Annotated in this window: 25 protein-coding genes; 24 read left to right on the top strand and 1 reads right to left on the bottom strand. The window is 45.2% G+C overall.

Annotated features, from left to right (window positions below):
* The first annotated feature begins 25 nt into the window (after positions 1 to 25).
* Positions 26 to 625, top strand: coding sequence for a VOC family protein (locus TW84_RS08870; RefSeq protein ID WP_045975301.1), 600 nt, complete (start codon positions 26 to 28; stop codon positions 623 to 625).
* On the opposite strand, the gene TW84_RS08865 is transcribed toward TW84_RS08870, so the two are convergent.
* The gene (locus TW84_RS08865; RefSeq protein WP_045975300.1) at positions 617 to 3391 is read right to left on the bottom strand and encodes an insulinase family protein; all 2775 of its coding nucleotides are present in this window, start codon (positions 3389 to 3391) and stop codon (positions 617 to 619) included. The two genes, TW84_RS08870 and TW84_RS08865, sit on opposite strands and share 9 nt — an antisense overlap.
* Before the next feature lie 240 nt (positions 3392 to 3631).
* On the opposite strand from TW84_RS08865, the gene sixA reads away from it, so the two are divergent.
* The 23 genes from sixA to TW84_RS08750 all read left to right on the top strand — a co-directional run bounded on the left by sixA (position 3632) and on the right by TW84_RS08750 (position 24986).
* Positions 3632 to 4096 (top strand): phosphohistidine phosphatase SixA, encoded by a 465-nt coding sequence (gene sixA, locus TW84_RS08860; RefSeq protein ID WP_045975299.1) that lies wholly within the window; start codon positions 3632 to 3634, stop codon positions 4094 to 4096.
* A gap of 156 nt (positions 4097 to 4252) precedes the next feature.
* On the top strand, positions 4253 to 6346 hold the full coding sequence (flhA, locus tag TW84_RS08855) for a flagellar biosynthesis protein FlhA (protein ID WP_045975298.1): 2094 nt from the start codon (positions 4253 to 4255) through the stop codon (positions 6344 to 6346).
* A gap of 30 nt (positions 6347 to 6376) precedes the next feature.
* Positions 6377 to 7858 (top strand): flagellar biosynthesis GTPase FlhF, encoded by a 1482-nt coding sequence (flhF, locus tag TW84_RS08850; protein WP_045975297.1) that lies wholly within the window; start codon positions 6377 to 6379, stop codon positions 7856 to 7858.
* Positions 7859 to 7871: 13 nt separating this feature from the next.
* Positions 7872 to 8759 carry a MinD/ParA family protein gene (locus TW84_RS08845; RefSeq protein ID WP_045975296.1) on the top strand — a complete coding sequence of 296 codons (888 nt, stop codon included), beginning with the start codon at positions 7872 to 7874 and terminating at the stop codon, positions 8757 to 8759.
* On the top strand, positions 8752 to 9486 hold the full coding sequence (locus TW84_RS08840; RefSeq protein ID WP_045975295.1) for an RNA polymerase sigma factor FliA: 735 nt from the start codon (positions 8752 to 8754) through the stop codon (positions 9484 to 9486). Before TW84_RS08845 ends, TW84_RS08840 begins: the two co-directional genes overlap by 8 nt.
* A gap of 45 nt (positions 9487 to 9531) precedes the next feature.
* Entirely contained in the window at positions 9532 to 9900 is a 369-nt protein-coding gene (cheY, locus tag TW84_RS08835; RefSeq protein WP_045975294.1) for a chemotaxis response regulator CheY, read from the top strand.
* A 40-nt stretch (positions 9901 to 9940) separates the two neighbouring features.
* Entirely contained in the window at positions 9941 to 10660 is a 720-nt protein-coding gene (locus TW84_RS08830) for a protein phosphatase CheZ (protein ID WP_045975293.1), read from the top strand.
* A 9-nt stretch (positions 10661 to 10669) separates the two neighbouring features.
* A complete protein-coding gene (locus TW84_RS08825) occupies positions 10670 to 12952 on the top strand; it encodes a chemotaxis protein CheA (protein WP_045975292.1) in 2283 nt (760 codons plus the stop codon).
* A 24-nt stretch (positions 12953 to 12976) separates the two neighbouring features.
* A complete protein-coding gene (locus TW84_RS24355) occupies positions 12977 to 14107 on the top strand; it encodes a protein-glutamate methylesterase/protein-glutamine glutaminase (protein WP_045975291.1) in 1131 nt (376 codons plus the stop codon).
* A gap of 9 nt (positions 14108 to 14116) precedes the next feature.
* Positions 14117 to 14893 carry a ParA family protein gene (locus TW84_RS24350; protein WP_045975290.1) on the top strand — a complete coding sequence of 259 codons (777 nt, stop codon included), beginning with the start codon at positions 14117 to 14119 and terminating at the stop codon, positions 14891 to 14893.
* Positions 14886 to 15878: a chemotaxis protein CheW gene (locus tag TW84_RS08810; RefSeq protein WP_045975289.1), complete on the top strand. Its 993-nt coding sequence runs from the start codon at positions 14886 to 14888 to the stop codon at positions 15876 to 15878. The genes TW84_RS24350 and TW84_RS08810 overlap by 8 nt, the downstream gene beginning before the upstream one ends.
* 37 nt (positions 15879 to 15915) lie before the next feature.
* Positions 15916 to 16410 (top strand): chemotaxis protein CheW, encoded by a 495-nt coding sequence (locus TW84_RS08805; RefSeq protein WP_045975288.1) that lies wholly within the window; start codon positions 15916 to 15918, stop codon positions 16408 to 16410.
* Positions 16410 to 16904: a DUF2802 domain-containing protein gene (locus TW84_RS08800; RefSeq protein ID WP_045975287.1), complete on the top strand. Its 495-nt coding sequence runs from the start codon at positions 16410 to 16412 to the stop codon at positions 16902 to 16904. The genes TW84_RS08805 and TW84_RS08800 overlap by 1 nt, the downstream gene beginning before the upstream one ends.
* A 191-nt stretch (positions 16905 to 17095) precedes the next feature.
* Complete coding sequence (gene ccmA / locus TW84_RS08795; RefSeq protein WP_045975286.1) at positions 17096 to 17716, top strand: cytochrome c biogenesis heme-transporting ATPase CcmA; 621 nt, start codon at positions 17096 to 17098, stop codon at positions 17714 to 17716.
* A gap of 2 nt (positions 17717 to 17718) precedes the next feature.
* Positions 17719 to 18387 (top strand): heme exporter protein CcmB, encoded by a 669-nt coding sequence (gene ccmB / locus TW84_RS08790; protein ID WP_045975285.1) that lies wholly within the window; start codon positions 17719 to 17721, stop codon positions 18385 to 18387.
* Between the two features lie 116 nt (positions 18388 to 18503).
* Positions 18504 to 19256, top strand: a complete 753-nt coding sequence (locus TW84_RS08785) for a heme ABC transporter permease (RefSeq protein ID WP_045975284.1) — start codon at positions 18504 to 18506, stop codon at positions 19254 to 19256.
* A 3-nt stretch (positions 19257 to 19259) separates the two neighbouring features.
* Entirely contained in the window at positions 19260 to 19466 is a 207-nt protein-coding gene (gene ccmD / locus TW84_RS08780; protein ID WP_045975283.1) for a heme exporter protein CcmD, read from the top strand.
* Positions 19463 to 19948 carry a cytochrome c maturation protein CcmE gene (gene ccmE / locus TW84_RS08775; RefSeq protein ID WP_045975282.1) on the top strand — a complete coding sequence of 162 codons (486 nt, stop codon included), beginning with the start codon at positions 19463 to 19465 and terminating at the stop codon, positions 19946 to 19948. The genes ccmD and ccmE overlap by 4 nt, the downstream gene beginning before the upstream one ends.
* A complete protein-coding gene (locus TW84_RS08770; RefSeq protein WP_045975281.1) occupies positions 19945 to 21903 on the top strand; it encodes a heme lyase CcmF/NrfE family subunit in 1959 nt (652 codons plus the stop codon). The genes ccmE and TW84_RS08770 overlap by 4 nt, the downstream gene beginning before the upstream one ends.
* The gene (locus TW84_RS08765; RefSeq protein WP_045975280.1) at positions 21903 to 22457 is read left to right on the top strand and encodes a DsbE family thiol:disulfide interchange protein; all 555 of its coding nucleotides are present in this window, start codon (positions 21903 to 21905) and stop codon (positions 22455 to 22457) included. Before TW84_RS08770 ends, TW84_RS08765 begins: the two co-directional genes overlap by 1 nt.
* Positions 22454 to 22933: a cytochrome c-type biogenesis protein gene (locus tag TW84_RS08760; RefSeq protein WP_045975279.1), complete on the top strand. Its 480-nt coding sequence runs from the start codon at positions 22454 to 22456 to the stop codon at positions 22931 to 22933. Before TW84_RS08765 ends, TW84_RS08760 begins: the two co-directional genes overlap by 4 nt.
* The gene (gene ccmI, locus TW84_RS08755) at positions 22933 to 24153 is read left to right on the top strand and encodes a c-type cytochrome biogenesis protein CcmI (protein ID WP_045975278.1); all 1221 of its coding nucleotides are present in this window, start codon (positions 22933 to 22935) and stop codon (positions 24151 to 24153) included. Before TW84_RS08760 ends, ccmI begins: the two co-directional genes overlap by 1 nt.
* 62 nt (positions 24154 to 24215) lie before the next feature.
* Entirely contained in the window at positions 24216 to 24986 is a 771-nt protein-coding gene (locus TW84_RS08750; RefSeq protein WP_045975277.1) for an MlaA family lipoprotein, read from the top strand.
* Positions 24987 to 24990 lie beyond the last annotated feature (4 nt).

Below are 24990 nucleotides of genomic sequence, written 5' to 3'. Positions count from 1 at the left end.
AAATCAACGTTTTGGATAGATGAAAATGTCTCAAAGACTACTGGATGCTGAATTGATGCCTTCACAAATGAAAGGCAAGATTGAAGATTTTATGCATAAAATTCAAGGTTTAAGCGAGAAACTGCATATTAATTTACGTCCTTTTCAGGCGGATCATATTGCATTACGTATCAATGACTTGGAATTGGCAAAACTGGCTCATCAAGAATGGTTAAAAGAAGGCTGTGAAATATCAAATGCGGTGATAAATGGTCGTCCGATCATTGTGATTGAGTTCACTGAGCCATTGAAGGCATTGAATTGGTCCATAGAGTGCTTAGAATTGCCTTATCCAGCCGAGGGGAAAAGCTATCCGCAGCAGTCATGGGAGCATGTCGAGTTTGTTGTTCCTTCGCAAGCTGAAACAGCAGAGGAATTTTTGCAGGGCATCAAGCAACAACAGCCAGAACTTGCCAAGCACTGGAATCAGCTGGGAGAGCAGGGAATTAAGGTAAAATTATCAAGTCCGAAGGGAGAGGGCGAGCGTCTCAACAATCCAACAGTGGCATTTAAGCACGATGGCGTTTGTATCAAGCTTCACCCACATTCATTGAAAAAGATTGTCGAGTCGGAGCCATCAGCCTAAATCGATGTCCTTTGGTCTCAATTGAAATTCTTCAATTGAGCCAATTTCCAAACCTAATTGGAGCGGAGCGGACTCATGATGCGCGTTTCCTTGAGTGTGCATAATCAGGCGGTTCGCCGTTCTTGGCTTAAGCTCGTTGACCACAAAGCGAATCATATCAGCGCGTGTTAAGGTTTTGAGTTCCTCTAATACCATCTCTTTCTGATTGAATTGGTGATCTTTATTGCCGATGGCAACCCATAGGCGTTGAGCTCGACTCCTTAACGTTGTATCTGGCGTGGCTATCTGATTCCATAGTCCTTTCTTACTGCTGTGCCATTGGTACTCGTTGAGCTCAAGAAGCACCATGTAGAACGCATTGAGAAACTCATCAATCGAGCTAATCAAATCGATAGGGGCGGCATTGGGAGACTGGACATAGAGCACAATACCCGGATGACGATTGAGTGGTAAGTTCCCTGTTCCTACCATATAACCCAGTTGTTGTTTGGTTCTTATTTCATGAAAGAAAGTGGCAGACATCAGGTGGTTGGCGAGTGAATAGAGTGCAATATGTCGGGGTTCTATGTCATCACATTGGTAATAAACCACAATTGCAGAATCGTCTTGGTTGCACTCCACCGAACGTTGGAAAGAACCATTTTCGCCAAGCATAATTAGAGGGCGAAGCGCTTCTTCATATTGTTGATTGTGCACTCGGAGTGCATCTTTAAGGGTTGCCCCTAACTGAATGGCGTCGGTGCGGTTCCAATCTCCATAAACAAACATCTCGACATGCAATTCAGCCAAAATGTCCTGAACGAAGTCCGCTAACTCTTCGACATGAATGTTTTCAAGCGCCTCCAGCAATTCCACGTAAGGTGGGTTATTGGGTTGCAATAGCCCGGTCATTGCGTTGAAAAGTTGCGAAATAGGCTTGTCTTGTGCAGCGTTACGCCAGTTCCTGATTAGCTGAGTTTTGATGGTCTCAAAGCGTTTGGCACTGAATTCCCTCTTAGCAAAGCGATTGAGGATCATTTTCATCAACTCAGGCTGTTTCTTGCTAAAACCTGACAGTGTTAACGTTACGCCACCTTGATGGGCATACATGTTGTAGCCCATACCGGCAATTTCCGCCTGATAGGTCTCTTTAGCCAGCGAATCGAGGAACATTTCTACACATAAGCGTGTTTTGACAATGTTTTTCGGATTAGCGACCGCATGCGGGCTATCAATCGCCACATAGATGACTCCTTTAGGCACGCGGAATTCATGGTCTTGTAGGTGCCACAATTTGAAGCCTGGAAGATCTTCAATGACTTCAGGGATGTCAGACTGAGAATCGATGGGTTGCGGATCTAAGTCATAACAAATAAATGGGTTCTTTGGTGGAAGGCAAAAGCTCAATTCGCTTGTGGCTTTGTAGTAAGCTAGCTTCTCTGAGTTAAATGGAGTGACAGAGTAGGGGGAAGCGTACCATTGAGCTTGCTTGTCATACTTGAAGCCCTGCGCGAGTAGAGTAATACGAAGGTTCTCTGGCGTTAAATATTGGAGTAGGTCTTTGAGCAGAGGTTCGTCGTACTCATTCATCATAAAGTCGCCGTAGATCGTATCGTCTGGCGAATAATGCTGCATGTTGACCACTAAATGACTCACTAGGTCGAGTGGCCTGGTAGGTTCTTGAAAGCGGAAAGCAGATTCCAATACTGCCTGCTTTTCAAGATAGCGCCACTCATCAAAGCCCTCATGGCTCAGGAGAGAGATGTAGCTAAATATGGCTTGAACTATCTCGTCTACGTGATCGACGCCATTAGACGTTAGCGCACAGCTAACAGTAAACTCTCGATAGTTACTTCCGCTTGTTCCGCCTCCGGCAGAAAGGGAAGTTATCCATCCGGCGTCCTTTAAGGCAAGCATTAGACTGCCGTCTCCCTCATACCCCAGAAGATGAGCAAAGTATGACAGTGGTTTTTGACGGTAATATTGGTCCATACAAGGCATGGGGAAAGTCAAAATCAGTTTTCTAATTTCTTTTACAGGTTCAACATTAACCAAAATACGGGTGGAATGCTCATCGACATACGGGACATCAATCGTCTTACCCGCCAAATTGTGTGTAGTAATTGCGGAAAACTTTTCGATGATCCAGCTCTCGATCTCATCTAGCGGCTGGGGACCCATTGCGGTTAGTGTCATTAAGTCAGCAGAATAGTGCTGCTCATAAAATTTAACGATGTCATCTCGAATTGACTGACCATCGCGGTCCGCGAGAGTTTCTAAATTTCCTACAGAGAATTTAGCAAAAGGATGGGCCGGATTAACCAGCTCTTTATGGACCTGATACAGCCTTCTAGAGTCATCTTTAAGTTTGAGCTTATATTCAGATTCGACCGCTTGGCGTTCCTTATCTAGAGCTTCATGGTTAAAAAGTGGAGCGGTAAAAAATTGACTGAATCTCTCAAGGCTGTCATCAAATGCAGAGGGTGCGATGTCAAAAAAGAAGCAAGTGTGCTCTGTTCCGGTCCATGCGTTATTGCTGCCACCATGCTGGTTAATGTAGCTTTGAAACTCACCTACTTTAGGGTACTTTTCGGTTCCTAGAAACAGCATGTGTTCCAAATAATGCGCGAGTCCCTGCCGCTCAATAGGATCGTCAAAATGACCGACATTAACAGCTAAGGCCGCCGCTGATTTCTGTGCATTGCTATCGTGGATAGCCAACACTCTAAGCCCGTTTTCCAACGTGAAGTAGCGATATTGGCTGGTATCATTGGGGCTTATATGCACAAGAGATTCTCCGCTAAAGGTGCTTAGATATTAGTATGTACGTGATGTCGATGAGTGCCAACAATCTGTGTAACAAATAGAAGCTACGCAAATTATTGGTTCGTACATCAAGATTGTTAAGAAAGTCGAAGTCTTTAGCAAGGCACTTGATATAATTATTTTTTAAACGGGCTCTAAAAGTCCTCGTATATAACAATAACAATCGTAATGACTAGAAAGTCGCAGAGTTAGGAAGAAGCCATGAAAATATTCATCATGCGTCATGGAGAAGCTGAGCATTATGCAGCCTCTGATGCAGAACGAGCGCTGACAGAGAAAGGACGTAGCGCTTCTACAGCAGTGGCTAGGACATGTGTAGAGCAAGGTTACGTTCAATTTGATATGGTGCTTGTTAGCCCGTATTTACGTGCACAACAAACTTGGCAAGAAGTCTCGCGCAGCTTTAGCGCCAAACAGATTCAAACATGCGAAGACATAACGCCTTATGGTGAATCCAGCCACGTCGCTGATTACGTTGCTGCTATCGCTGAGGTGCAAGGACTGGATTCTATTTTGTTGGTCTCCCATTTGCCGTTGGTTGGTTACCTAACCGCTGAGTTTGTGCCGGATATGGCACCTCCGATGTTTCCTACGTCAGGTATCGCGTGTATTGAATATGACTTAGCAAAACGACGTGGTAAATTGATTTTCAATATCCAACCCTAGCCAGTACGTCAGCTGTTTTACGAGGTAAGCGCAATCAACCTGTTTGCGCTCTCTCCGAACTTGTGTCGTTAGCCATAAAATTGACAGGATTTTTGGACTGGAATTTGCATATAAACACAAGTCCTTCAATTTTGGTTAAGTTATAGATTTCTTTTTATGAAATTTACATTGCCGTTCGCGGATAAGTTACCTGCCATTCCTCAAAGAGCGATGCCAGCGATAGGGGCGCCTATCATGGTACTGGCGACGCTGGCGATGGTGGTATTGCCAATACCCCCTTTTCTGCTCGACTTATTTTTCACTTTCAATATCGCATTGGCGATGGTCGTGCTTCTTGTCACGGTATACACACGCAGGCCTTTGGATTTTGCAGCTTTTCCGACGGTACTCCTTATTGCTACTTTGTTACGACTGGCGCTAAACGTGGCATCGACCCGAGTTGTACTCCTGTATGGCCATGAAGGCACAGGTGCTGCGGGTAGCGTGATTGAAGCTTTTGGTAGCGTTGTGATCGGTGGTAATTACGCTGTTGGTTTGGTGGTATTTCTCATCCTGATGATCATCAACTTCATGGTTGTAACCAAAGGTGCAGGTCGAATTTCTGAGGTGAGTGCACGATTTACCTTGGATGCATTGCCCGGTAAACAGATGGCAATCGATGCTGATTTAAATGCGGGGTTGATTGACCAAGAACAAGCAAGAACTCGTCGTCAAGAAGTCACCAAAGAAGCGGATTTTTATGGTTCGATGGATGGTGCGTCAAAATTTGTTAAAGGTGATGCGATTGCCGGAATTTTGATTCTTTTCATCAACATCATCGGTGGTTTATCGATTGGTATGGTTCAATACGGTCTTGCTTTTGGGGAGGCGATTCAGATCTATACCTTGCTGACTATTGGTGACGGTCTGGTTGCGCAAATCCCATCGCTATTACTTTCTATTGGTGCTGCGATCATGGTGACTCGTCAGAACACTGACGAGGACATGGGTCAGCAGGTTGTCTTTCAAATGTTTGACAACCCCAAAGCGTTGATGATCACCGCTGGCATATTGGGGGTAATGGGCGTTGTTCCTGGTATGCCACATTTTGCATTCTTACTGCTTGCAATACTGGCTGGTGGTGGCGCGTACTGGATTTATCGTAAGCAGAAAAAAGAGGCAGAACAGGCGAAATTGCCAGCGACAACAGAGCAAGAAGTACCAACTTCAAAAGAGTTGTCATGGGATGATGTTCAACCTGTTGACATTATTGGTTTGGAAGTCGGTTATCGTCTGATCCCTCTCGTTGACAAAGATCAGGGTGGGGAACTGTTAGAACGCGTTAAAGGTGTGCGTAAAAAATTGTCGCAAGATTTTGGTTTTCTTGTGCCTGCAGTCCATATTCGAGACAACTTAGAACTAACGCCAAATAGCTATCGGATCACGCTCATGGGCGTGGCTGTAGGGGAAGCAGAGATCCGTCCCGATATGGAGCTAGCGATTAACCCGGGACAGGTGTACGGGATGGTGGAAGGTGAGCCAACCATTGATCCTGCTTTTGGCCTTGAGGCTGTGTGGATAAAAGGTGAACAGCGAGAGCATGCGCAAGCGCTTGGTTACACTGTCGTGGATTCATCTACCGTTCTCGCTACTCACTTAAGCCAACTGTTAACGAACAATGCTTCTAATCTGATTGGCCATGAAGAAGTGCAAAACTTGTTGGAGATGCTTAGTCGAAGTGCGCCGAAATTGGTGGAGAACTTTGTGCCAGATCAGCTGCAGCTGGGTGTGGTTGTTAAGGTCTTGCAGAACCTACTGAACGAAGCAGTACCAATTCGAGACATTCGCACCATTGTCCAAACATTGGCTGAATATTCGAGCAAGAGTCAAGAACCTGACATCCTAACCGCGGCCGTTCGAATATCATTGAAACGATTAATTGTTCAGGAAATCAATGGAATAGAGCCAGAACTGCCTGTCATAACCTTGATACCCGAATTGGAACAAATATTGCATCAAACAATGCAAGCATCTGGGGGAGAATCTGCAGGTATTGAACCAGGCTTGGCAGAGCGACTACAATCTTCTTTAACTCAGGCAACACAAGAGCAGGAGTTGAAAGGGGAACCAGCCGTTCTTCTGACCTCTGGGGTATTGCGTTCGACATTGGCTAAGTTCGTGAAGAATACAATTCCATCGCTGCGAGTGCTTTCTTATCAGGAAATCCCAGACGAGAAACAAATACGTATTGTTCAAGCTGTTGGTAACTAGCATTGATGCGTTAATAGACGGATATCTAATTTGAAGATTAAACGATTTTTTGCCAAAGACATGCGTACCGCACTACTCCAAGTGAAAGGAGAGTTGGGCGATGATGCTGTGATCATGTCTAATAAAAAAGTCGCAGGTGGTGTTGAAATTGTTGCGGCGATAGACAATGAGACGGCTGCCGCGCGTTCCAGTGCTAACTATAACTCCCAGCCTCGCTACAATAATTCACAAGCCGCAGCGACAATGCAGAGTGCGTCTACACCAAAGCAACGCCAACTAGATGAAGACCGCGTGAGTTTGCAGACTAAGGCAGATTCTGGTCGCTCTATGACGAAGCGTTTTGCCAATATGCTCAAGCAATATAGTAATGGAGCTGAGGAGGCGGACGGCAGAGAAGCGGAAAATGTGGATTCATTGTCTGCATTGTTGAAACGACAATCTGCCGCTCGTAATGGCAACAATGGTGTTCAATTAAAAGAAGATTCCCCATTAGCTCGTTTGATTGCCGAAGACAAAAGTGCCGAGCGTCCTGCTCCACGCCTTGACCCCACTCGTTACGAGCGTCATCGTGCCGAAGAACAAAATGTGCGCAGTGAAGATCTTGAAGATATGCGTGAAGAAATGACATCAATTCGTCGTTTGCTGGAACACCAAGTCTCAGGGTTAATGTGGCAGGAAGTTGAACGACGAGAGCCGCTGCGTGCTATGTTGATTAAACGTCTTGAGCGAATGGGAGTTTCGGCCGAACTTGCGGATCAGTTGGCTTGCTATATCCCTGAAGATACCCCTCCGACAAAAGCTTGGAAAGCATTACTGGGTTTGGTTTCCGATCAGATCCCTATTTCTAAACAAGACATACTAAAACGTGGCGGAGTCGTGGCGTTACTCGGACCGACGGGTGTTGGCAAAACGACCACTGTTGCTAAGCTTGCCGCTCGGGCTGCGATGGAGTTTGGTTCAGATAACGTCGCTTTGGTGACAACCGATACCTATCGTATCGGCGCCCATGAGCAGTTAGCAATTTATGGACGTATTATGGGGTGCGCTGTAAAAGTTGCTAAAGATTCCAAAGAGTTAGCCGATGTAATATACCAATTGAGAAATCGTCGCCTAATTCTAGTAGATACAGCAGGTATGGGACAACGAGACGTACGTCTGTCAGAGCAGCTGGATACTCTAATGCACGAAAGCGGGGAGATTATTCACAGCTACCTCGTTTTACCAGCCACCGCGCAGCGAAAAGTACTGCAGGAGACGATAGACCATTTTAAAAGGATCCCACTCTCAGGTTGTATCCTTACCAAATTAGATGAGTCGTTAAGTCTTGGAGAGTTTGTCAGTGTCGTTGTACAAAACTCATTACCCGTTGCTTACATTGCCAACGGGCAACGAGTTCCGGAAGACATAGTGATAGCGCAGCCTAAGTATATGGTTGCCAAGGCAAATGAATTGTTAGAGAAGTCGACAGATGACGAACCTCACTACTGGAATAGTGAATCAGAAGGGTTCTAGGCGGCGTACGATTATGACTAAGAATATGATACAAGACCAAGCAAGCGGACTACGCCGCTTAACACAACCTTCACTAACCAAAGTAATCGCAGTTACTGGTGGTAAGGGTGGCGTGGGTAAAACAAATGTAACCTTGGGTCTGGCGATTTGTATGGCTCGTCAGGGCAAAAAGGTCATGGTACTTGATGCTGACCTGGGCCTAGCCAATGTTGATGTAATGCTCGGTATACGGGCAAAAAAGAACCTTGGACACGTATTGGCAGGTGAATGTGACCTACAAGATGCTATTGTTGAAGGACCGTATGGGATCAGAATCATTCCAGCGACCTCAGGCACCCAGTCTATGACTGAGCTGTCACATGCACAACATGTAGGTTTAATTCGTGCTTTTGGCAGTTTGGAAGATGAGATGGACGTACTACTCATTGATACTGCAGCCGGGATCTCAGACATGGTAGTGAGCTTTTCACGCGCGGCTCAGGATGTGGTAGTGGTGGTTTGTGATGAGCCGACATCCATCACGGATGCATATGCCCTGATCAAACTTTTGAGTAAAGAACATCAAGTTCAACGATTTAAAATTGTTGCAAATATGGTCAGAAGCTATCGTGAAGGGAGAGAATTGTTCGCAAAGTTGACCTTGGTCACAGAGCGATTCTTGAATGTTAGCATTGAGCTCGTAGCATGTATTCCATTGGATGATAAAGTTCGACAAGCTGTTAAAAAACAAAAGATTGTCGTGGATGCATTCCCTCGTTCGCCTGCATCGTTGGCTTTGGGGTCGTTAGCAAATAAAGCGCTAACTTGGCCAATTCCCAAAACACCGAGTGGACATCTGGAGTTTTTTGTAGAACGCTTACTTCATAGAACAGAGATGTTAGAGGAACCATTTGGTGAATAAGGCATTGACCTATGACCAATACGCTAATCAAAACAGCCAGCGAGCATTTTTAGAAAAATACTCGGTACTGGTTAAGCGCATTGCACACCATTTGCTTGGACGACTACCTCCGAGCGTGCAGGTTGAAGACCTTATTCAAGCTGGAATGATCGGCTTGTTAGAAGCTCAAAAGAATTACGATGGCAGCAAAGGTGCCAGTTTTGAAACCTATGCTGGTATTCGCATTCGTGGTGCTATGCTAGATGATATACGCCGAGGGGATTGGGTCCCTCGCTCCGTACACAAAAACAGTCGAGAAATCAGTCAGGCGATTGCGCAGTTAGAAGGTGAACTCAATCGTGATCCGACAGATGCAGAGGTTGCCAAGCGTTTGGATATGACTCTCGATCAATACCACAGTGCACTAACTGATATAAACAGTTCACGTCTCATTGGTATTGACGATTTAGGTGTGTCAGAAGATGCGATATCGCACGAAGATGCTGACGAAGAAAATATCCCTTTTCAGGGCGTCGCAGATGAATATTTTCGTACAGCACTGGTAGAATCAATTAAATCACTTCCTGAAAGAGAAGCTCTAGTACTTTCGCTTTATTATGATGAAGAGTTAAACTTGAAGGAAATCGGCGAAGTTATTGGTGTTAGCGAGTCGCGCGTTAGCCAAATACTAAGCCAATCAATGCAGCGTCTACGCACTAAGTTGAGTGTTTGGACAAATAATGACTAGAAATCACTGATATCAAACTCAGTGGAGGCAATTTTGAATAAAAACATGAAGATCCTTATTGTTGACGATTTTTCAACAATGCGCCGTATCGTTAAGAACTTACTTCGTGACTTGGGTTTCAATAACACTCAAGAAGCGGACGACGGCTTAACGGCGTTACCAATGCTTAAAAAAGGTGAGTTCGAATTTGTTGTAACAGACTGGAACATGCCTGGTATGCAAGGTATAGACCTTCTGAAGCATATTCGTGCCGATGAGGAGCTTAAGCACCTACCTGTTCTAATGATCACAGCAGAAGCAAAGCGCGAACAAATCATTGAAGCTGCGCAAGCTGGTGTAAACGGATATATCGTTAAGCCATTTACTGCAGCTACACTAAAAGAAAAATTAGATAAAATCTTTGAGCGTTTATAAGTCAAGGAATTGACGAAGTATCGCAAAAGGCCAATTCAGAATGATTTCATTAGAACAGGCAAAGCACCTGGTAGAGTTGTTAGAAAACGATCAGCAGAATGAAGCTGACCAACTTGTTAAAGACATACATGATGGCTCTTCTAATCCAATGCTACAGGAAATAGGCGAGCTAACGCGTGACCTTCACGAGTCTATCAAGCAGTTTAGCCTTGATGAACGTATGAGTGAGATTGCGAATGATGAAATCCCTGATGCTAGGGACCGACTCAAGTATGTCATTGAAAAAACAGAGACAGCGGCAAACAAAACCATGGATGCTGTAGATCGCTGTATGCCAATAGCAGATAACTTGCATGACGGGTTGCTTCAGGTTCGCCCTCAATGGAATGAGTTAATGCATGGTCGGATTGATCTGACTGAGTTTAAAGCACTTTGCCATCGTATTGATGCATTGTTGAGCGAGGTAGAGGGCGATAGTACTGAACTCAGAGGGCAATTAACCGAGATTCTAATGGCTCAGGATTTCCAAGACTTAACAGGTCAGATTATTAGTCGAGTCATTACTTTGGTTAACGAAGTAGAGGATCGGCTTGTGGAAATTCTGACAGCATTTGGTGCTAGCCAGCTAGAAAATGCTGCAAACAATAAGAACAATTCATCGATAGACCCAGAGGGGCCAATACTCAACCCTCATGAAAGGGATGATGCGGTTTCATCACAAGACGAAGTCGACGACTTACTCTCAAGTCTTGGGTTTTAGAGGTAACTTATGAGCTATGAATTAGACGAAGATATTCTACAGGACTTTTTGGTCGAGGCAGGAGAAATTCTAGAGCTGCTTTCTGAGCAGTTGGTAGAATTGGAAAATAACCCCGACGACAAAGATCTTTTAAATGCAATCTTTCGTGGATTCCACACCGTCAAAGGCGGGGCCGGTTTTCTTTCATTGACCGAACTGGTCGATACTTGTCACGGTGCGGAGAACGTATTCGATATTTTGCGTAACGGGCAGCGCGAGGTATCTGCAAGTCTAATGGATACAATGCTGACGGCCTTAGATACCGTTAATGAACAGTTTCAAGCTGTGCAAGATAGAGAGCCTCTAACCCCAGCTGACCAAGCTCTCTTGGACGAACTGCATCGATTGAGTCAGCCGCAAACCGCGGATGAAGAAGGGCCTGGTGAAGCCGCACCAGTGGAACCTGAAGTTGTAGCTGAAGAACCAGCTCCGCAACAACCAGAAGTCACTGAGTCAGTAGAAGCTTCATCAAGCTCTGAAACTATTTCAGCTGGTTCTATTGACGAAATTACTCAGGACGAGTTTGATAAATTATTAGATCAGTTGCACGGTGAAGGTAGCGCACCAGGAGCAGCTGAAGCTGCTGCAGCACCAGAAACACCCGCCGCCCCATCAGCAATTGATGGTGATATGAGCGGTGATATTACGGATGATGAATTTGAAAAACTCTTAGATGAACTGCATGGTAGCGGAAAAGCACCTGGTGAAGGTGCGGTAACTCCCCCAGCGGCCGCGCCTGCTTCTAAACCTGAATCGCCAGCACCAGCTGCGGCTTCTGGTGCTGGTGACAGTGATCTAATGACAGACGCTGAATTCGAAAAGTTGCTTGATGATTTACATGGTTCAGGTAAAGGCCCTTCAATTGAAGAACTTGAGGCCGTTACTAAGCCAGCCGCACAAAACGTAGCGCCAGATCCCGAACCGACGCCAGCCCCCAAAGCTGCGGCACCCGCTCCTAAGGCGGCCGCTCCTGCTGCTTCGACAGTTGCACCTGCGCCCAAACCAAAAGAGAAAGCTGCACCGCCAGCTAAAAAAGAGTCGTCTCCCCCAGCGACACAAGCCAAAAAACCTCAAGCTGAGGCCACGGTTCGAGTCGATACTTCAACCCTAGACACCATTATGAACATGGTAGGGGAATTGGTGCTCGTTCGTAACCGACTGTTAAGTTTAGGCCTCAACAGCAACGACGAAGAAATGTCTAAAGCGGTAGCTAACTTGGATGTTGTTACTGCTGATTTGCAAGGCGCAGTCATGAAGACTCGCATGCAGCCAATTAAGAAAGTGTTTGGTCGTTTCCCTCGAGTTGTTAGAGATCTCGCACGTAGTTTGAAGAAAGATATTGAGCTTGAGATGCGCGGTGAAGACACCGACCTAGATAAAAACTTGGTTGAAGCACTCGCGGATCCATTGATCCACTTGGTGCGTAACTCCGTTGACCATGGCGTTGAGATGCCAGATGATCGTGCTAAGGCAGGCAAACCAAGAACGGGTAAAGTCATTCTATCTGCTTCTCAAGAAGGCGATCATATCGAGCTAGCCATTGTGGATGATGGCGGTGGTATGGACCCCGATAAACTTCGCGGCATTGCGGTTAAGCGTGGCATGATGGATGAAGATGCAGCTTCTCGTTTGACCAATAAAGAGTGTTTTAATCTTATCTTTATGCCCGGATTCTCTAGTAAAGAGAAAATTTCCGATATTTCAGGTCGTGGTGTAGGTATGGATGTGGTTAAAACCGCTATCAATACTCTAAATGGCTCCATTGACATCGATTCGGAGATGGGTAAGGGGACCAAAATAACGATTAAGGTGCCGTTAACTTTGGCTATCCTTCCTACCTTAATGGTCGGTGTGGCTGGACACCCATTTGCTCTTCCATTGGCAAGCGTTAATGAGATTTTCCACCTTGATTTGAGTCGAACTAACGTTGTTGATGGCCAACTGACCATTATTGTTCGTGAAAAATCTATTCCACTATTCTATCTGCAGAATTGGTTAGCGCCGAGAGCTGGGGATGTAGAACTTCGTAAAGGGCATGGTCATGTCGTGATAGTTCAGATCGGTAGCCAGCGTGTTGGTTTTGTGGTGGATACTTTGATTGGACAAGAGGAAGTGGTTATCAAACCGCTCGATAGTATGCTTCAAGGCACGCCAGGTATGGCAGGTGCAACAATCACCAGTGATGGACATATTGCGCTTATTCTGGATGTGCCGGATTTGCTCAAGCAGTACGCAACTGCTTCTCGAATCTAAGTCGTAGAAATAAAAAGGATAGCTATGGCGATTAAAGTGTTAGTAGTAGATGATTCGAGTTTTTTTCGTCGCCGAGTCAGTGAAATAATAAACTCCGAACCTCGACTTGAGGTAATGGACGTGGCCACCAATGGTAAGGAAGCGGTTGAAAAAGCTGTGAAGCTGAAGCCAGATGTCATTACTATGGACATTGAAATGCCAGTGATGGACGGTATTACTGCTGTCCGTGAAATAATGGCTAAAAGCCCAGTGCCTATCTTAATGTTTTCATCACTCACCCATGATGGCGCCAAAGCGACACTGGATGCTTTGGATGCAGGTGCATTAGACTTTTTGCCGAAGAAGTTCGAGGATATTGCGCGCAACCGTGATGAAGCCGTGTCTTTGCTCCAGCAACGCGTTATTCAAATATCAACACGTCGTACATTCATGCGTCGTCCGGCTTCCAAACCTGCGCCAACGTCCACTTCTACGACAAGGCAAGCCGCTACGCCGGCAGCTTCCGCGCAACGAGCGACGCGCCAAGCTGCACCTGCGTCTAAACCGTCTTCCACTGCGAGATTTAAAGCGAGCGGCAAAAAATACCAGTTGACCGCAATTGGGACTTCCACAGGAGGGCCTGTTGCATTGCAAAAAATACTCACAAAGCTGCCAGCTAACTATCCACACCCCATCGTTTTGATTCAGCATATGCCCGCGACATTTACAGCGGCTTTTGCAAGTCGTTTAAACTCTCTGTGTAAGATCCAGGTAAAAGAAGCTGCCGATGGTGATGCTCTCAAACCTGGGGTGGCATATTTAGCGCCTGGTGGCAAACAGATGATGATCGATGGCCGACCTGGCTCTGCTAAGTTGCGTATTATCGATGGTGGTGAGCGCATGAACTACAAGCCATGCGTTGATGTGACGTTTGGTAGTGCGGCAAAAATATATTCAGAACAAGTGCTCTCTATGGTACTGACTGGTATGGGAGCTGATGGTCGTGAAGGGGCTCGAATGCTAAAAAGTGCAGGCGCAACTATCTGGGCACAAGATGAAGAAAGTTGTGTTGTATACGGAATGCCACAAGCGGTGGCTAAAGCGGGTATTTCCACTGAAGACCTCCCCTTAGACCGCATCGCCGAGCGAATGTTGGTAGAAGTCGGTTTATCGTAGGGGCTACGCATGATTGTTTGGAGTATTGCAAACCAAAAAGGTGGTGTAGGTAAAACAACGACTACTATCACACTGGCAGGTTTGTTGAGCAAGCAAGGAAAACGGGTTTTGCTTGTCGATACAGACCCTCATGCATCTCTGACTACGTATTTAGGCTATGATTCAGACGGTGTAGATGCAAGCTTATTTGACCTCTTTCAGTTGAAAGAGTTCAGCGAGCAAAGCGTATTGCCTTTGGTGATGAAGTCTGACATTGAAGGTATTGATATTATTCCGGCGCACATGTCGCTCGCCACACTAGACCGAGTGATGGGCAACCGCAGCGGAATGGGCTTGATTCTCAAGCGCGCGATGATGGCGATCAAAGAGCATTACGACTACGTGCTGATTGATTGTCCACCTATTCTTGGTGTAATGATGGTCAATGCGTTAGCGGCGAGCAATAGAATACTCATTCCTGTTCAGACAGAATTTTTGGCGATGAAAGGTCTTGAACGAATGGTTCGCACACTCGCGATTATGCAGAAATCACGAAATAGAGCCTTCAATGTTACGATCGTACCGACTATGTATGATAAACGCACAAGGGCGTCGTTGCAGACATTACAGCAATTAAAGAAGGACTACCCTGATCAGGTATGGTCTTCTGCAGTTCCCATTGATACAAAGTTTAGGGATGCGAGTTTAAAGCATCTTCCTGTTTCGCATTTTGCGTCCGGGAGTCGTGGAGTTTTTGCCTATAAACAACTGTTGATCTATCTAGAGAGGTTAGCGGTGAATGAGTAGCGATACCTTACTATCAAGTGAACAGGCGCTGGACGAATATTTTTCGGCTCTACTCGATGAAACGATTGAATCTGAAGAGGTTGTAGAAGAGCTAGTCAGTGATAAGGATGGTTTACCAGAACCTGAGCCTCTGGTTCAATCGGTCGAAGAGAAAAGCTACTACTCTGCACCGACTCTGGAAGTCGAAGTACCGAATTTGGACGATGTGGAAAGGTTGTTAGAACAACTAGAATCTACGAATCCGGTTGCCGAACTTCAACTTGAAGAAGTCATGGAGCAAAACACGGTTCAGATCGCAGAAGCGAAAGAAGCGGTTGAAGAAATTCAGGAGTGGAATGTTGAGACTCCTGAGGCAATTGAGGTAAGCGTTGAACCAGAGTTAGATGTTTCTTTAGTAGATGAGACCTTAGAAGTCGAACTTGAACCAGAAACTTTCTATGAAGAACCTGAAATCATTGCTGAAAATACACCGCAAGCCGAGCCTGAAACAGAAACGGGTGGTAGCGACCTAGGGACTTGGCATTCGACAATACGTGATGTTGAGTTTCAGGTGCTTTACTTTGACGTAAATGGAGTGACCTTTGCGGTTCCTCTTGACGAACTTGGTGGTATACACCGAATCGCGGAATTGAATCATCTGATAGGCCGCCCTGATTGGTATTTAGGCCTACAAACAAGCCGAGAGGCTCAGTTGGATGTGGTAGATACGGCAAAGTGGGTGATGGCCGAAAAGCTGGTAGATGACAGCTACAAGGATGAATACCAATATATAGTGATGCTAGATGAGAGCATGTGGGGACTGGCTTCCACGCAGCTCAAAGGAACAGAATCACTTAATCCAGAGAAAGTTCGCTGGCGTAAAACGGCCGGAAAGCGACCGTGGTTAGCTGGAATGGTTAAAGAAAAAATGTGTGCTTTGATCCATGTTGAAGCATTGATAGCTATGCTTAATGCAGGACTTGATGTAAAAGCCTTAGATAAATAAAACATTTATGCCGATTTAGGCTTAGAGAGGAATAGGTATGTCTCAAACTAATGAAGTCGAAGTAAGAAAAGATCAGTCCAATGACGAAGTACTTCAGTGGGTGACGTTCCAGCTAGAAGAAGAAACTTACGGTATCAATGTCATGCAAGTACGTGAAGTACTTCGCTATACCGAAATTGCTCCTGTGCCAGGCGCGCCTGAATATGTGCTAGGTATTATCAATCTACGTGGTAACGTCGTAACGGTAATCGATACCCGTTCACGCTTCGGCTTGATGGAAGGTGAAATTACCGATAATACACGTATCATCGTGATTGAATCTGAACATCAGGTGATTGGTATTCTAGTGGATAGTGTTGCTGAAGTGGTTTATTTGCGTTCTTCTGAAATTGACACCACGCCAAGTGTTGGTACTGATGAAAGTGCTAAATTCATCCAAGGTGTAAGCAACCGCGATGGTAAGCTTCTAATTCTGGTTGATCTGAACAAACTTCTGACTGACGAAGAATGGGATGAGATGGCTCACCTGTAATGGATGCGGTTGTGTTGGCAAATGCTCCTGTGATTGCAGGAGCCGTTGCGTTAGTTGTACTGTTGTTTGTATTGGCTCTTTTTCGTCTTAAGAAAAGTCAGCGTTTAATGGCCGACCATTGGCGACAGCAAAATCGTCATCTTGATAAAGAGTTACACAAGGCAACAAAGCAATTGCTTGAAGTACGCTCAGTGGTTGTCGGATTGGGACAACGCGTCAGTGAGCAGCAGGACCTCATCCAGCACCTGAACGAAAGAATATCAGAACTAGAACAGGAAGATGGTGATGGTCGGTTGTATTCACGGGCCACAAAAATGGTTCAGCTAGGCGCTGATGTTAACGAGCTCATTGAAGAATGTGAATTGCCTAAAGCGGAAGCGGAGTTGATGTTATCTTTGCAAAAAAAGATTGCTGGAAAAGAGAAGGTTCCTCCGTTAAGAGCAAGTAACGAACAACGAAAAGCACCAGTACGGCGAAAAAGTGCAAGAAAATAACGATTGAAAAAGGATGCAAATAGCATCCTTTTTTTGTGTTCAATTGTAACCATTTAGTGGTAGTTGGATTGAGCTGTGATAGATTATTAACAGAATCTTACCGAGTTTCGTGATTCGTATGGGGCTATTTCTATTTTGTGTGAGTACGGCTGTGGTACTATACCCACATAAAATTTATCTAGTGAACGTTCATGTTAGAAGTATCTCAACTGACTGCCATCAGAGATGAAAGAATTCTCTTCGAATCCCTATCTTTTACTATAAATTCCGGTGAGTTAGTACAGATTGAAGGCCGAAATGGCACGGGCAAAACAACGTTATTGCGTATCGTTACTGGGCTCGGAGATCGTGACAGTGGTGAGATTTTCTGGAACAACGAAAACATTGAGTCAAACCGAGATGGTTATCACCAAGAACTGCTGTTTTTGGGCCATCAAACCGGCGTAAAACGTGAGCTCACCGCTTATGAAAATTTGAGGTTCTACCTTAATATTCATTCTCATAAGCCAGTCGATAAAGAGACTATTTATCGTGCTCTTATGAAAGTGGGTTTAGTGGGTCGTGAGGATGTCCCTGTCGCTCAGTTATCTGCAGGGCAACAACGTCGGGTTGCACTGGCACGTTTGTGGTTGAGCGATCATAAACTTTGGATCTTGGATGAGCCGTTGACAGCGATCGATAAACAGGGAGTGAAAGTTTTGGAATCTCTCTTTCTTAGCCACGCTGAAAAGGGTGGTATCGTGATACTTACAACGCATCAGGATATGTTCGCTGATACTCCAAAACTAAGAAAAATAAAACTGGGTAGTTAACCATGTTTGCAACGATGAACAGTATTATTCGACGTGAATTGCTTATTGCGTTTCGCCGTCAGGCAGACATACTCAATCCGCTGTGGTTTTTCATCATAGTGATTACACTTTTCCCACTCAGCATTGGTCCAGAGCCCAGCCTGTTGGCTCGTATTGCTGCCGGTATTGTGTGGGTCGCGGCATTGTTGTCTGCATTGTTATCTCTAGAAAGGCTATTTAGGGACGATTTTCAGGATGGATCACTGGAACAAATGATGTTAATGCCTGTCCCGTTGCCAGTCGTGGTGATGTCAAAAGTCATTGCTCATTGGGCTTTGACGGGCTTACCCTTGATCTTGATTAGCCCTTTGCTGGCTATTTTACTTTCTCTTGATATGAACTCTTGGTTGGCTATTGTTTCGACTTTGCTTGTAGGCACTCCAACGTTGAGCTTCATCGGTGCTATTGGTGTCGCGTTGACGGTGGGTCTACAAAAAGGGGGCGTGTTACTCAGTTTGTTGATTTTGCCTCTGTATATTCCCGTACTAATTTTTGCGACTTCGGCTATTGATGCTGCTTCACTTGGAATGGCATACAACGGACAGCTCGCAATCATGGGTGCGATGTTGATGGGGGCAATGACCCTAACACCATTTGCGATCAGTGCGGCGTTGAGAGTGAGTGTCAATTAATTGTTTTCGATCAAGTACGAATATTCCCCTTTCTATAAATTACAAAACTAATAATTGTCAAAATAAGTCTAAGAGACGTACATAAGACAAAGACTGAAGTAAGAGTGAGAACGACGATGTGGAAATGGCTCCATCCTTATGCCAAGCCCGAAACTGCTTACCAGCTGTGTGGTAAGCTGCTGCCCTGGTTTTCGATATTAGCCCTATTGTGTTTATCAGTAGGGACAATATGGGGTCTGGCGTTCGCCCCCTCTGACTATCAACAAGGTGACAGCTTCCGGATTATATACATCCATGTCCCTTCTGCGATTTGGTCTATGGGTGTTTATATGTCCATGGCGATTGCCGCATTTATTGGCTTGGTATGGCAAGTGAAGCTGTCAGATATGGCCGCTTCTGCAATGGCGCCAATCGGTGCAGTTTATACTTTCATTGCTCTACTTACAGGTGCTGTATGGGGTAAGCCGATGTGGGGGGCATGGTGGGTATGGGATGCACGTCTAACCTCTGAACTGATCTTATTGTTCCTTTATCTCGGTGTTATCGCACTCTATCACGCGTTTGATGATCAAAAAACCGCCGCAAAAGCTGCGGGCATTCTTGCGATTGTTGGCGTGGTGAACTTACCGATTATTCATTTTTCAGTTGAGTGGTGGAATACCCTACATCAGGGAGCGACGATCACTAAATTTGCAAAGCCTTCCATCTCTAGCGATATGCTTTGGCCTCTATTGCTGAACATTTTCGGTTTTGCCTTTTTCTTTGGTGTAGTGACGATGATTCGTCTACGCAATGAGATTATTAGTAAAGAGAGTCACCGCCCGTGGGTGATTGCTTTAGCTCAGGCTAAATCTCAGCGAGGTAACTAAACGATGCATTTTGAATCTTTGAGCGATTTTTTCGCGATGGGCGGTTATGCAGGCTATGTCTGGAGCGCTTTTGGTATCACATTCTTTTCGATGTTTGTTCTGCTTATAGTCAGCATCCGCCGTGGCAAAAACCTGTTGAATGAAGTGCAGTCGAAGGTAGACAGGCAAGCGCGTATTGATGCGGCTAAAAATTTGGAGAACACATTATGAACCCTAGGCGAAAAAAAAGGCTGGCTATTGTCTTAACCATTTTCATTGGTATTAGCGCTACTGTTGGTTTGATGCTTTACGCATTGAATCAGAATATGGATTTGTTCTATACACCGACAGAGCTAGTGGATGGTAAACCTGACGGCACCAAACCTGAAGTCGGCCAGCGTCTTCGGATTGGCGGTATGGTGGTTGAAGGTTCGGTTCGACGAGACCCCGAATCATTGCGTGTTTCTTTCGATTTGCATGATATCGGGCCAAAGGTCACCATCGTCTATGACGGTATTCTTCCAGACCTGTTTAGGGAAGGGCAGGGTATTGTCGCTCAGGGTGTGTTGAAAGATGCGACCACCGTGGAAGCCTTTGAAGTGTTGGCAAAGCATGATGAAGAATACATGCCGCCAGAGATAGCGGAAGCGATGAAGAAAAATCACCAACCGCTTGAATATACACAACAACAAAAACAAGGAAGCGGTCAATGATTGCTGAAATTGGTCATTTTGCAATGATTGTTTCACTGGCAATGGCAGTGCTATTGAGCATACTGCCGTTAGTCGGTGCATCTCGAAATAATACCATGCTGATGAACACCGCAAGGCCTCTGTCTTGGGGAATGTTCCTACTGTTACTTTTCTCTTTTTGTGTTCTGCTTTGGGCATTTTATACCAATGACTTTACACTTAATTATGTTGCTACTAACTCAAACAGTCAGCTGCCTTGGTACTATCGCCTGACCGCCGTTTGGGGAGCGCATGAAGGCTCCTTGCTTCTTTGGGTTCTGATCCAAGCCGCTTGGACAGTAGCAGTCGCGGCATTCAGCCGTGGTATGCCGCAAGAATCGGTGGCCCGTGTACTTGCTGTCATGGGGATGATTACGGTTGGGTTCTTACTATTCATCATAGTTACATCTAACCCATTTCTACGTACTTTGCCTTTCTTCCCTGTTGATGGGCGCGACTTGAACCCATTGCTTCAAGACCCTGGCTTAATTATTCATCCACCAATGCTTTACATGGGTTATGTCGGTTTCTCAGTTGCGTTCTCTTTTGCAATCGCTTCGTTAATGACGGGGCGACTTGATACCGCTTGGGCTCGTTGGTCTCGTCCTTGGACCACCGCAGCTTGGTTGTTCCTGACTCTGGGTATCGCGCTAGGTTCGTGGTGGGCATATTACGAACTCGGCTGGGGTGGCTGGTGGTTCTGGGATCCAGTAGAAAACGCATCATTTATGCCTTGGCTTGCGGGCACAGCACTTATGCACTCATTAGCCGTAACCGAAAAGCGTGGTACTTTCAAAGCTTGGACTGTGTTGTTGGCTATCTCTGCATTTTCTCTTAGTTTGTTAGGTACGTTCCTTGTGCGTTCGGGTATTTTGGTGTCAGTTCACGCGTTTGCATCTGATCCTTCACGAGGTATGTTTATACTCGGCTTCTTGGTGTTTGTTATCGGCGGCTCACTGCTTTTGTTTGCTCTAAAAGGGGCAACCGTTCGTGCTAGAGGTAACTTCAGCTTAGTCTCACGCGAAAATGCATTGCTATCAAACAACGTCCTATTGATTGCTGCTTTGGTCGTGGTTTTAGTTGGTACGCTATTACCACTAGTGCATAAACAGATTGGCTTGGGCTCTGTGTCTATCGGTGCGCCATTTTTCAATATGTTGTTTGCGTGGTTAATGATTCCTTTCTCTTTCTTGTTAGGTATCGGTCCGCTGATTCGTTGGAAACGAGATAGCTTAACAAGCTTGCTCAAGCCTATGCTGGTTTCTGGCATAGCGTCGCTTGTACTCGCAGGTGTATTTGTATACTTGTTTGCTGATTTCTTCCAGTTTATGGCTTATTTAGGCTGGGTGATGGCGTTGTGGATTATCTTCATGCACGGCTTTGAGTTGCATGAACGTGCAACTCATCGTCACAGTTTTGCTGTTGGCATCAAGAAACTTCAGCGTAGTCACTGGGCGATGATGATGGGTCACATTGGCCTTGCCGTAAGTATTATTGGTATTGCGATGGTTCAGAACTACAGCATCGAGCGAGATGTACGCTTAGCTCCTGGTCAGCATTACAACATTCAAGGTTATGACTTCTACTTTGAAGGACTGCGTGACAAAGATGGCCCGAACTATGATGGTTATATTGCTGACTTCAAGATCACTCATAATGGTCAGTACATTAATACCCTTCACGCAGAAAAACGCTTCTATCGCACTGCACGCTCGATGATGACTGAAGCTGCGATTGATCGTGGTATGACTCGTGATTTGTATATTGCGATGGGCGAACGTCTAGATGACAATAAGTCTTGGGCCGTGCGTATTTATTACAAACCGTTTGTTCGTTGGATCTGGGCAGGCTCCCTGTTGATGGCTTTGGGCGGCGCTATTGCAATCAGTGACAAGCGCTATCGTTTCAGACAAAGCACTAAGACGCAGGAGGCATAATGAATAAGAAACTACTGTTCATACCACTTTTTGTGTTTTTGGGCTTGGTGGCTGTCTTTGCTACCCAACTGATTAAAAACTCGCATGGCGATGATCCTACCAAGCTAGAATCTGTGCTAGTAGGAAAATCGGTGCCTGAATTTCGTCTTGAAGATCTCGCTGAGCCAGGCAAGCTTTATGATCAATCCATCTTTAAAGGTGAGCCACTACTGCTAAATGTATGGGCGACTTGGTGTCCAACTTGTTATGCAGAGCACCAATACCTGAATGAGTTAGCATCTCAAGGTGTGAAGATCATCGGCATGAACTACAAAGATGAGCGTGATAAAGCTGTTCAGTGGCTGAATGAGCTGGGTAATCCATACCTGATTAGCTTATTCGATGGGAACGGAATGCTTGGTTTAGACTTAGGCGTATATGGTGCCCCAGAAACCTTCCTTATTGATGCACAAGGGAAGATTCGTTATCGCCATGTCGGTGATGTGAATGACCGTAACTGGAACGAAACGCTTAAGCCGATGTACGAGCAAGTTCTCGCGGAGGCTGGTCAATGAAAAAGATGATATTCGCTTTACTTGCTGCGATGACTCTGTCTTTAGCTGCACATGCCACAATCCAAATTTATGAGTTTGAAAATTTGGAACAAGAGCAGCAGTTCAAAGAACTCGGAAATACGCTTCGTTGTCCTAAATGTCAAAACAATACGATTGCGGATTCCAACGCAGAGTTGGCTGTCGACTTACGCCAAAAAGTGTATGAGATGACTAAAGAAGGTAAGTCAAAACAGGAAATTGTTGACTACATGATTGCTCGCTACGGCAATTTTGTTACCTATAATCCTCCATTCACAATGGCGACATCAATTTTATGGCTAGGACCGATTTTTGTCTTGGTATTTGGTTTTGGCTTTATTGTCCTAAGAACTCGATCGCGTAAAGTGCAACCTGAGCAGACAGAATCTTGGGATAACGCGAAAGAAGCACGCTTGAAAGCGCTGTTGGATGATAAGAATGATGGAGACAAGCAGTAATGACACTATTTTGGGTAGCTTCAGTCATTCTCGTTGCATTGAGTTCACTGTTGATTGCTTTGCCAATCGTTAGAAAAAGAGCGAATAATGATGAAGCATTACGTGATGAATTAAATAAAGCGTTTTACAAAGATCGTTTATCGGAGCTTAAAGAAGAAACTGAAGAAGGGTTAGTCGAAAACCAACAAGAGCTGATTGACGATTTGAAACAGTCACTGCTAGATGACATTCCACAAGCTCAAAAAGCAGAACGTGAAAATGGTATTTCACCTACGGCAGTACTTATACCATCGGTCCTTCTGGTCATTATATTGTCTTATGCGATGTATATGACATTTGGTGCTTCAGATGAAGTCGTAGAATGGCAGCAAGTGAGTGCCAATCTTCCTGCTCTGTCGAAAAAGCTGATGGCACCGGAAGGGACGGCGTTGAGTGATGACGAAATGCAAGATCTTACTTTAGCACTTCGCACTCGTTTGCATTACCAACCTGATGATTCTACAGGCTGGTTGCTTCTTGGTCGAATTGCACTCGCCAACAGGGATGTGGAAACGGCAATTGGGTCGATGAAAAAAGCGTACAGGCTTGAGTCAGATAACGCGGATGTGAAACTGGGTTATGCGCAAGCTTTGATGTTGTCTCAGGATGATATCGACCAAGACAAAGCTCGTAAGATACTTGGTCAACTGGTTCAAAGTGATTATGTTGATTTACGCGTATTCTCATTGTTAGCTTTCGATGCGTACGAGCGTAAAGATTATTCAGCAGCGGTTCGCTACTGGAGCGTTATGCAGCAGATGATAGGCCCGCAAGATAGTCGCTACGAGATGCTTTCTCGAAGTATCGAGAATGCTCAGAAACAAATGGGTGAACACGTTTCTAGCGGTCAATCGGTATCCGTTTTAATATCGATCAGTGAGCAAGTTCAAGCAGACCCTAACTCAGCTTTGATTGTATCGGTACACACTGCTGATGGCGCGCCAATGCCAGTTGCTGCAGCGAGGTATCCACTCGGTTCTTTCCCAAGGACTGTTGTTTTGGATGATGGGAATAGCATGTTGCAAAATCGCAAGCTTTCTTCACTCGAATCTTTGATGGTAAGGGTTCGTTTAGATAGCGATGGAAATGTCGCAACGAAGCAAGGGGACTGGTTTGGAGAGAGCGAAGCCGTTAAAATGGGCGAACCTGTTGAAGTTATAATTGATAAGCAGTATCAATGATACTCCTTATGAATGTACGAAGGCTGGTGATGATACCAGCCTTTTTTATGGAAATTATAATAATGAAGAGCCTTAAGTCTCAGATCTGGGTGATTGCTTGTACGTCGATTTTATTATTCGGCTGTGCGGGTTCTCCTCAAGAAAATGAATACTCAACGTCAGCCGAATCTGAAGTGAATGATCCATTTGAGGGTTTCAACCGCACAATGTGGACCATTAACTATGATTTCCTGGACCCTTATTTTGTACGTCCCGTTTCGTTGGCATATGTTAATTATGTGCCTGATCCATTGCGTCATGGTGTATCTAACTTCCTTGGCAACTTAGATGAACCAGCGAGTATGGTAAATAATCTGTTGATGGGAAACGGTGAAAAAGCACTTGACCATTTTAATCGCTTTTGGATTAACAGTACTTTTGGTTTGTTAGGTCTTATTGATATTGCCTCAGAAGCGGGGATTACAGATCACAATGAGAAAGCATTCAGTGACGCTGTTGGACATTACGGAGTAGGCAATGGTCCTTATGTTATGGTGCCGGGATACGGACCTTGGACTGTGCGTGAATCCACAGATATTGTCGATGGCTTATATATACCGCTGTCGTTAGTTAACTTCTGGGCTGGGCTAGGTAAGTGGGCGCTTGAAGGTATGGAGACGCGTGCGGCATTGGTATCCCAAGAAGCTATGCTAGAAAACTCCCCTGATCCATATGCGCTGACACGTGATGCGTTTCTTCAGAGGCAAGACTTTAAAGCAGAAATCGAGCCCAAGGATGATTACGATGCAGATGAAGAAGCTTACCTAGATGAATATCTGGATGAAGATTTCTAATAAA

The organism is Vibrio neptunius (genome assembly GCF_000967495.1).
GTDB classification, from domain to species: domain Bacteria; phylum Pseudomonadota; class Gammaproteobacteria; order Enterobacterales; family Vibrionaceae; genus Vibrio; species Vibrio neptunius.
Note: the sequence above shows the minus strand (reverse complement) of the source record. Positions and strands in the feature narration are given on the sequence as shown.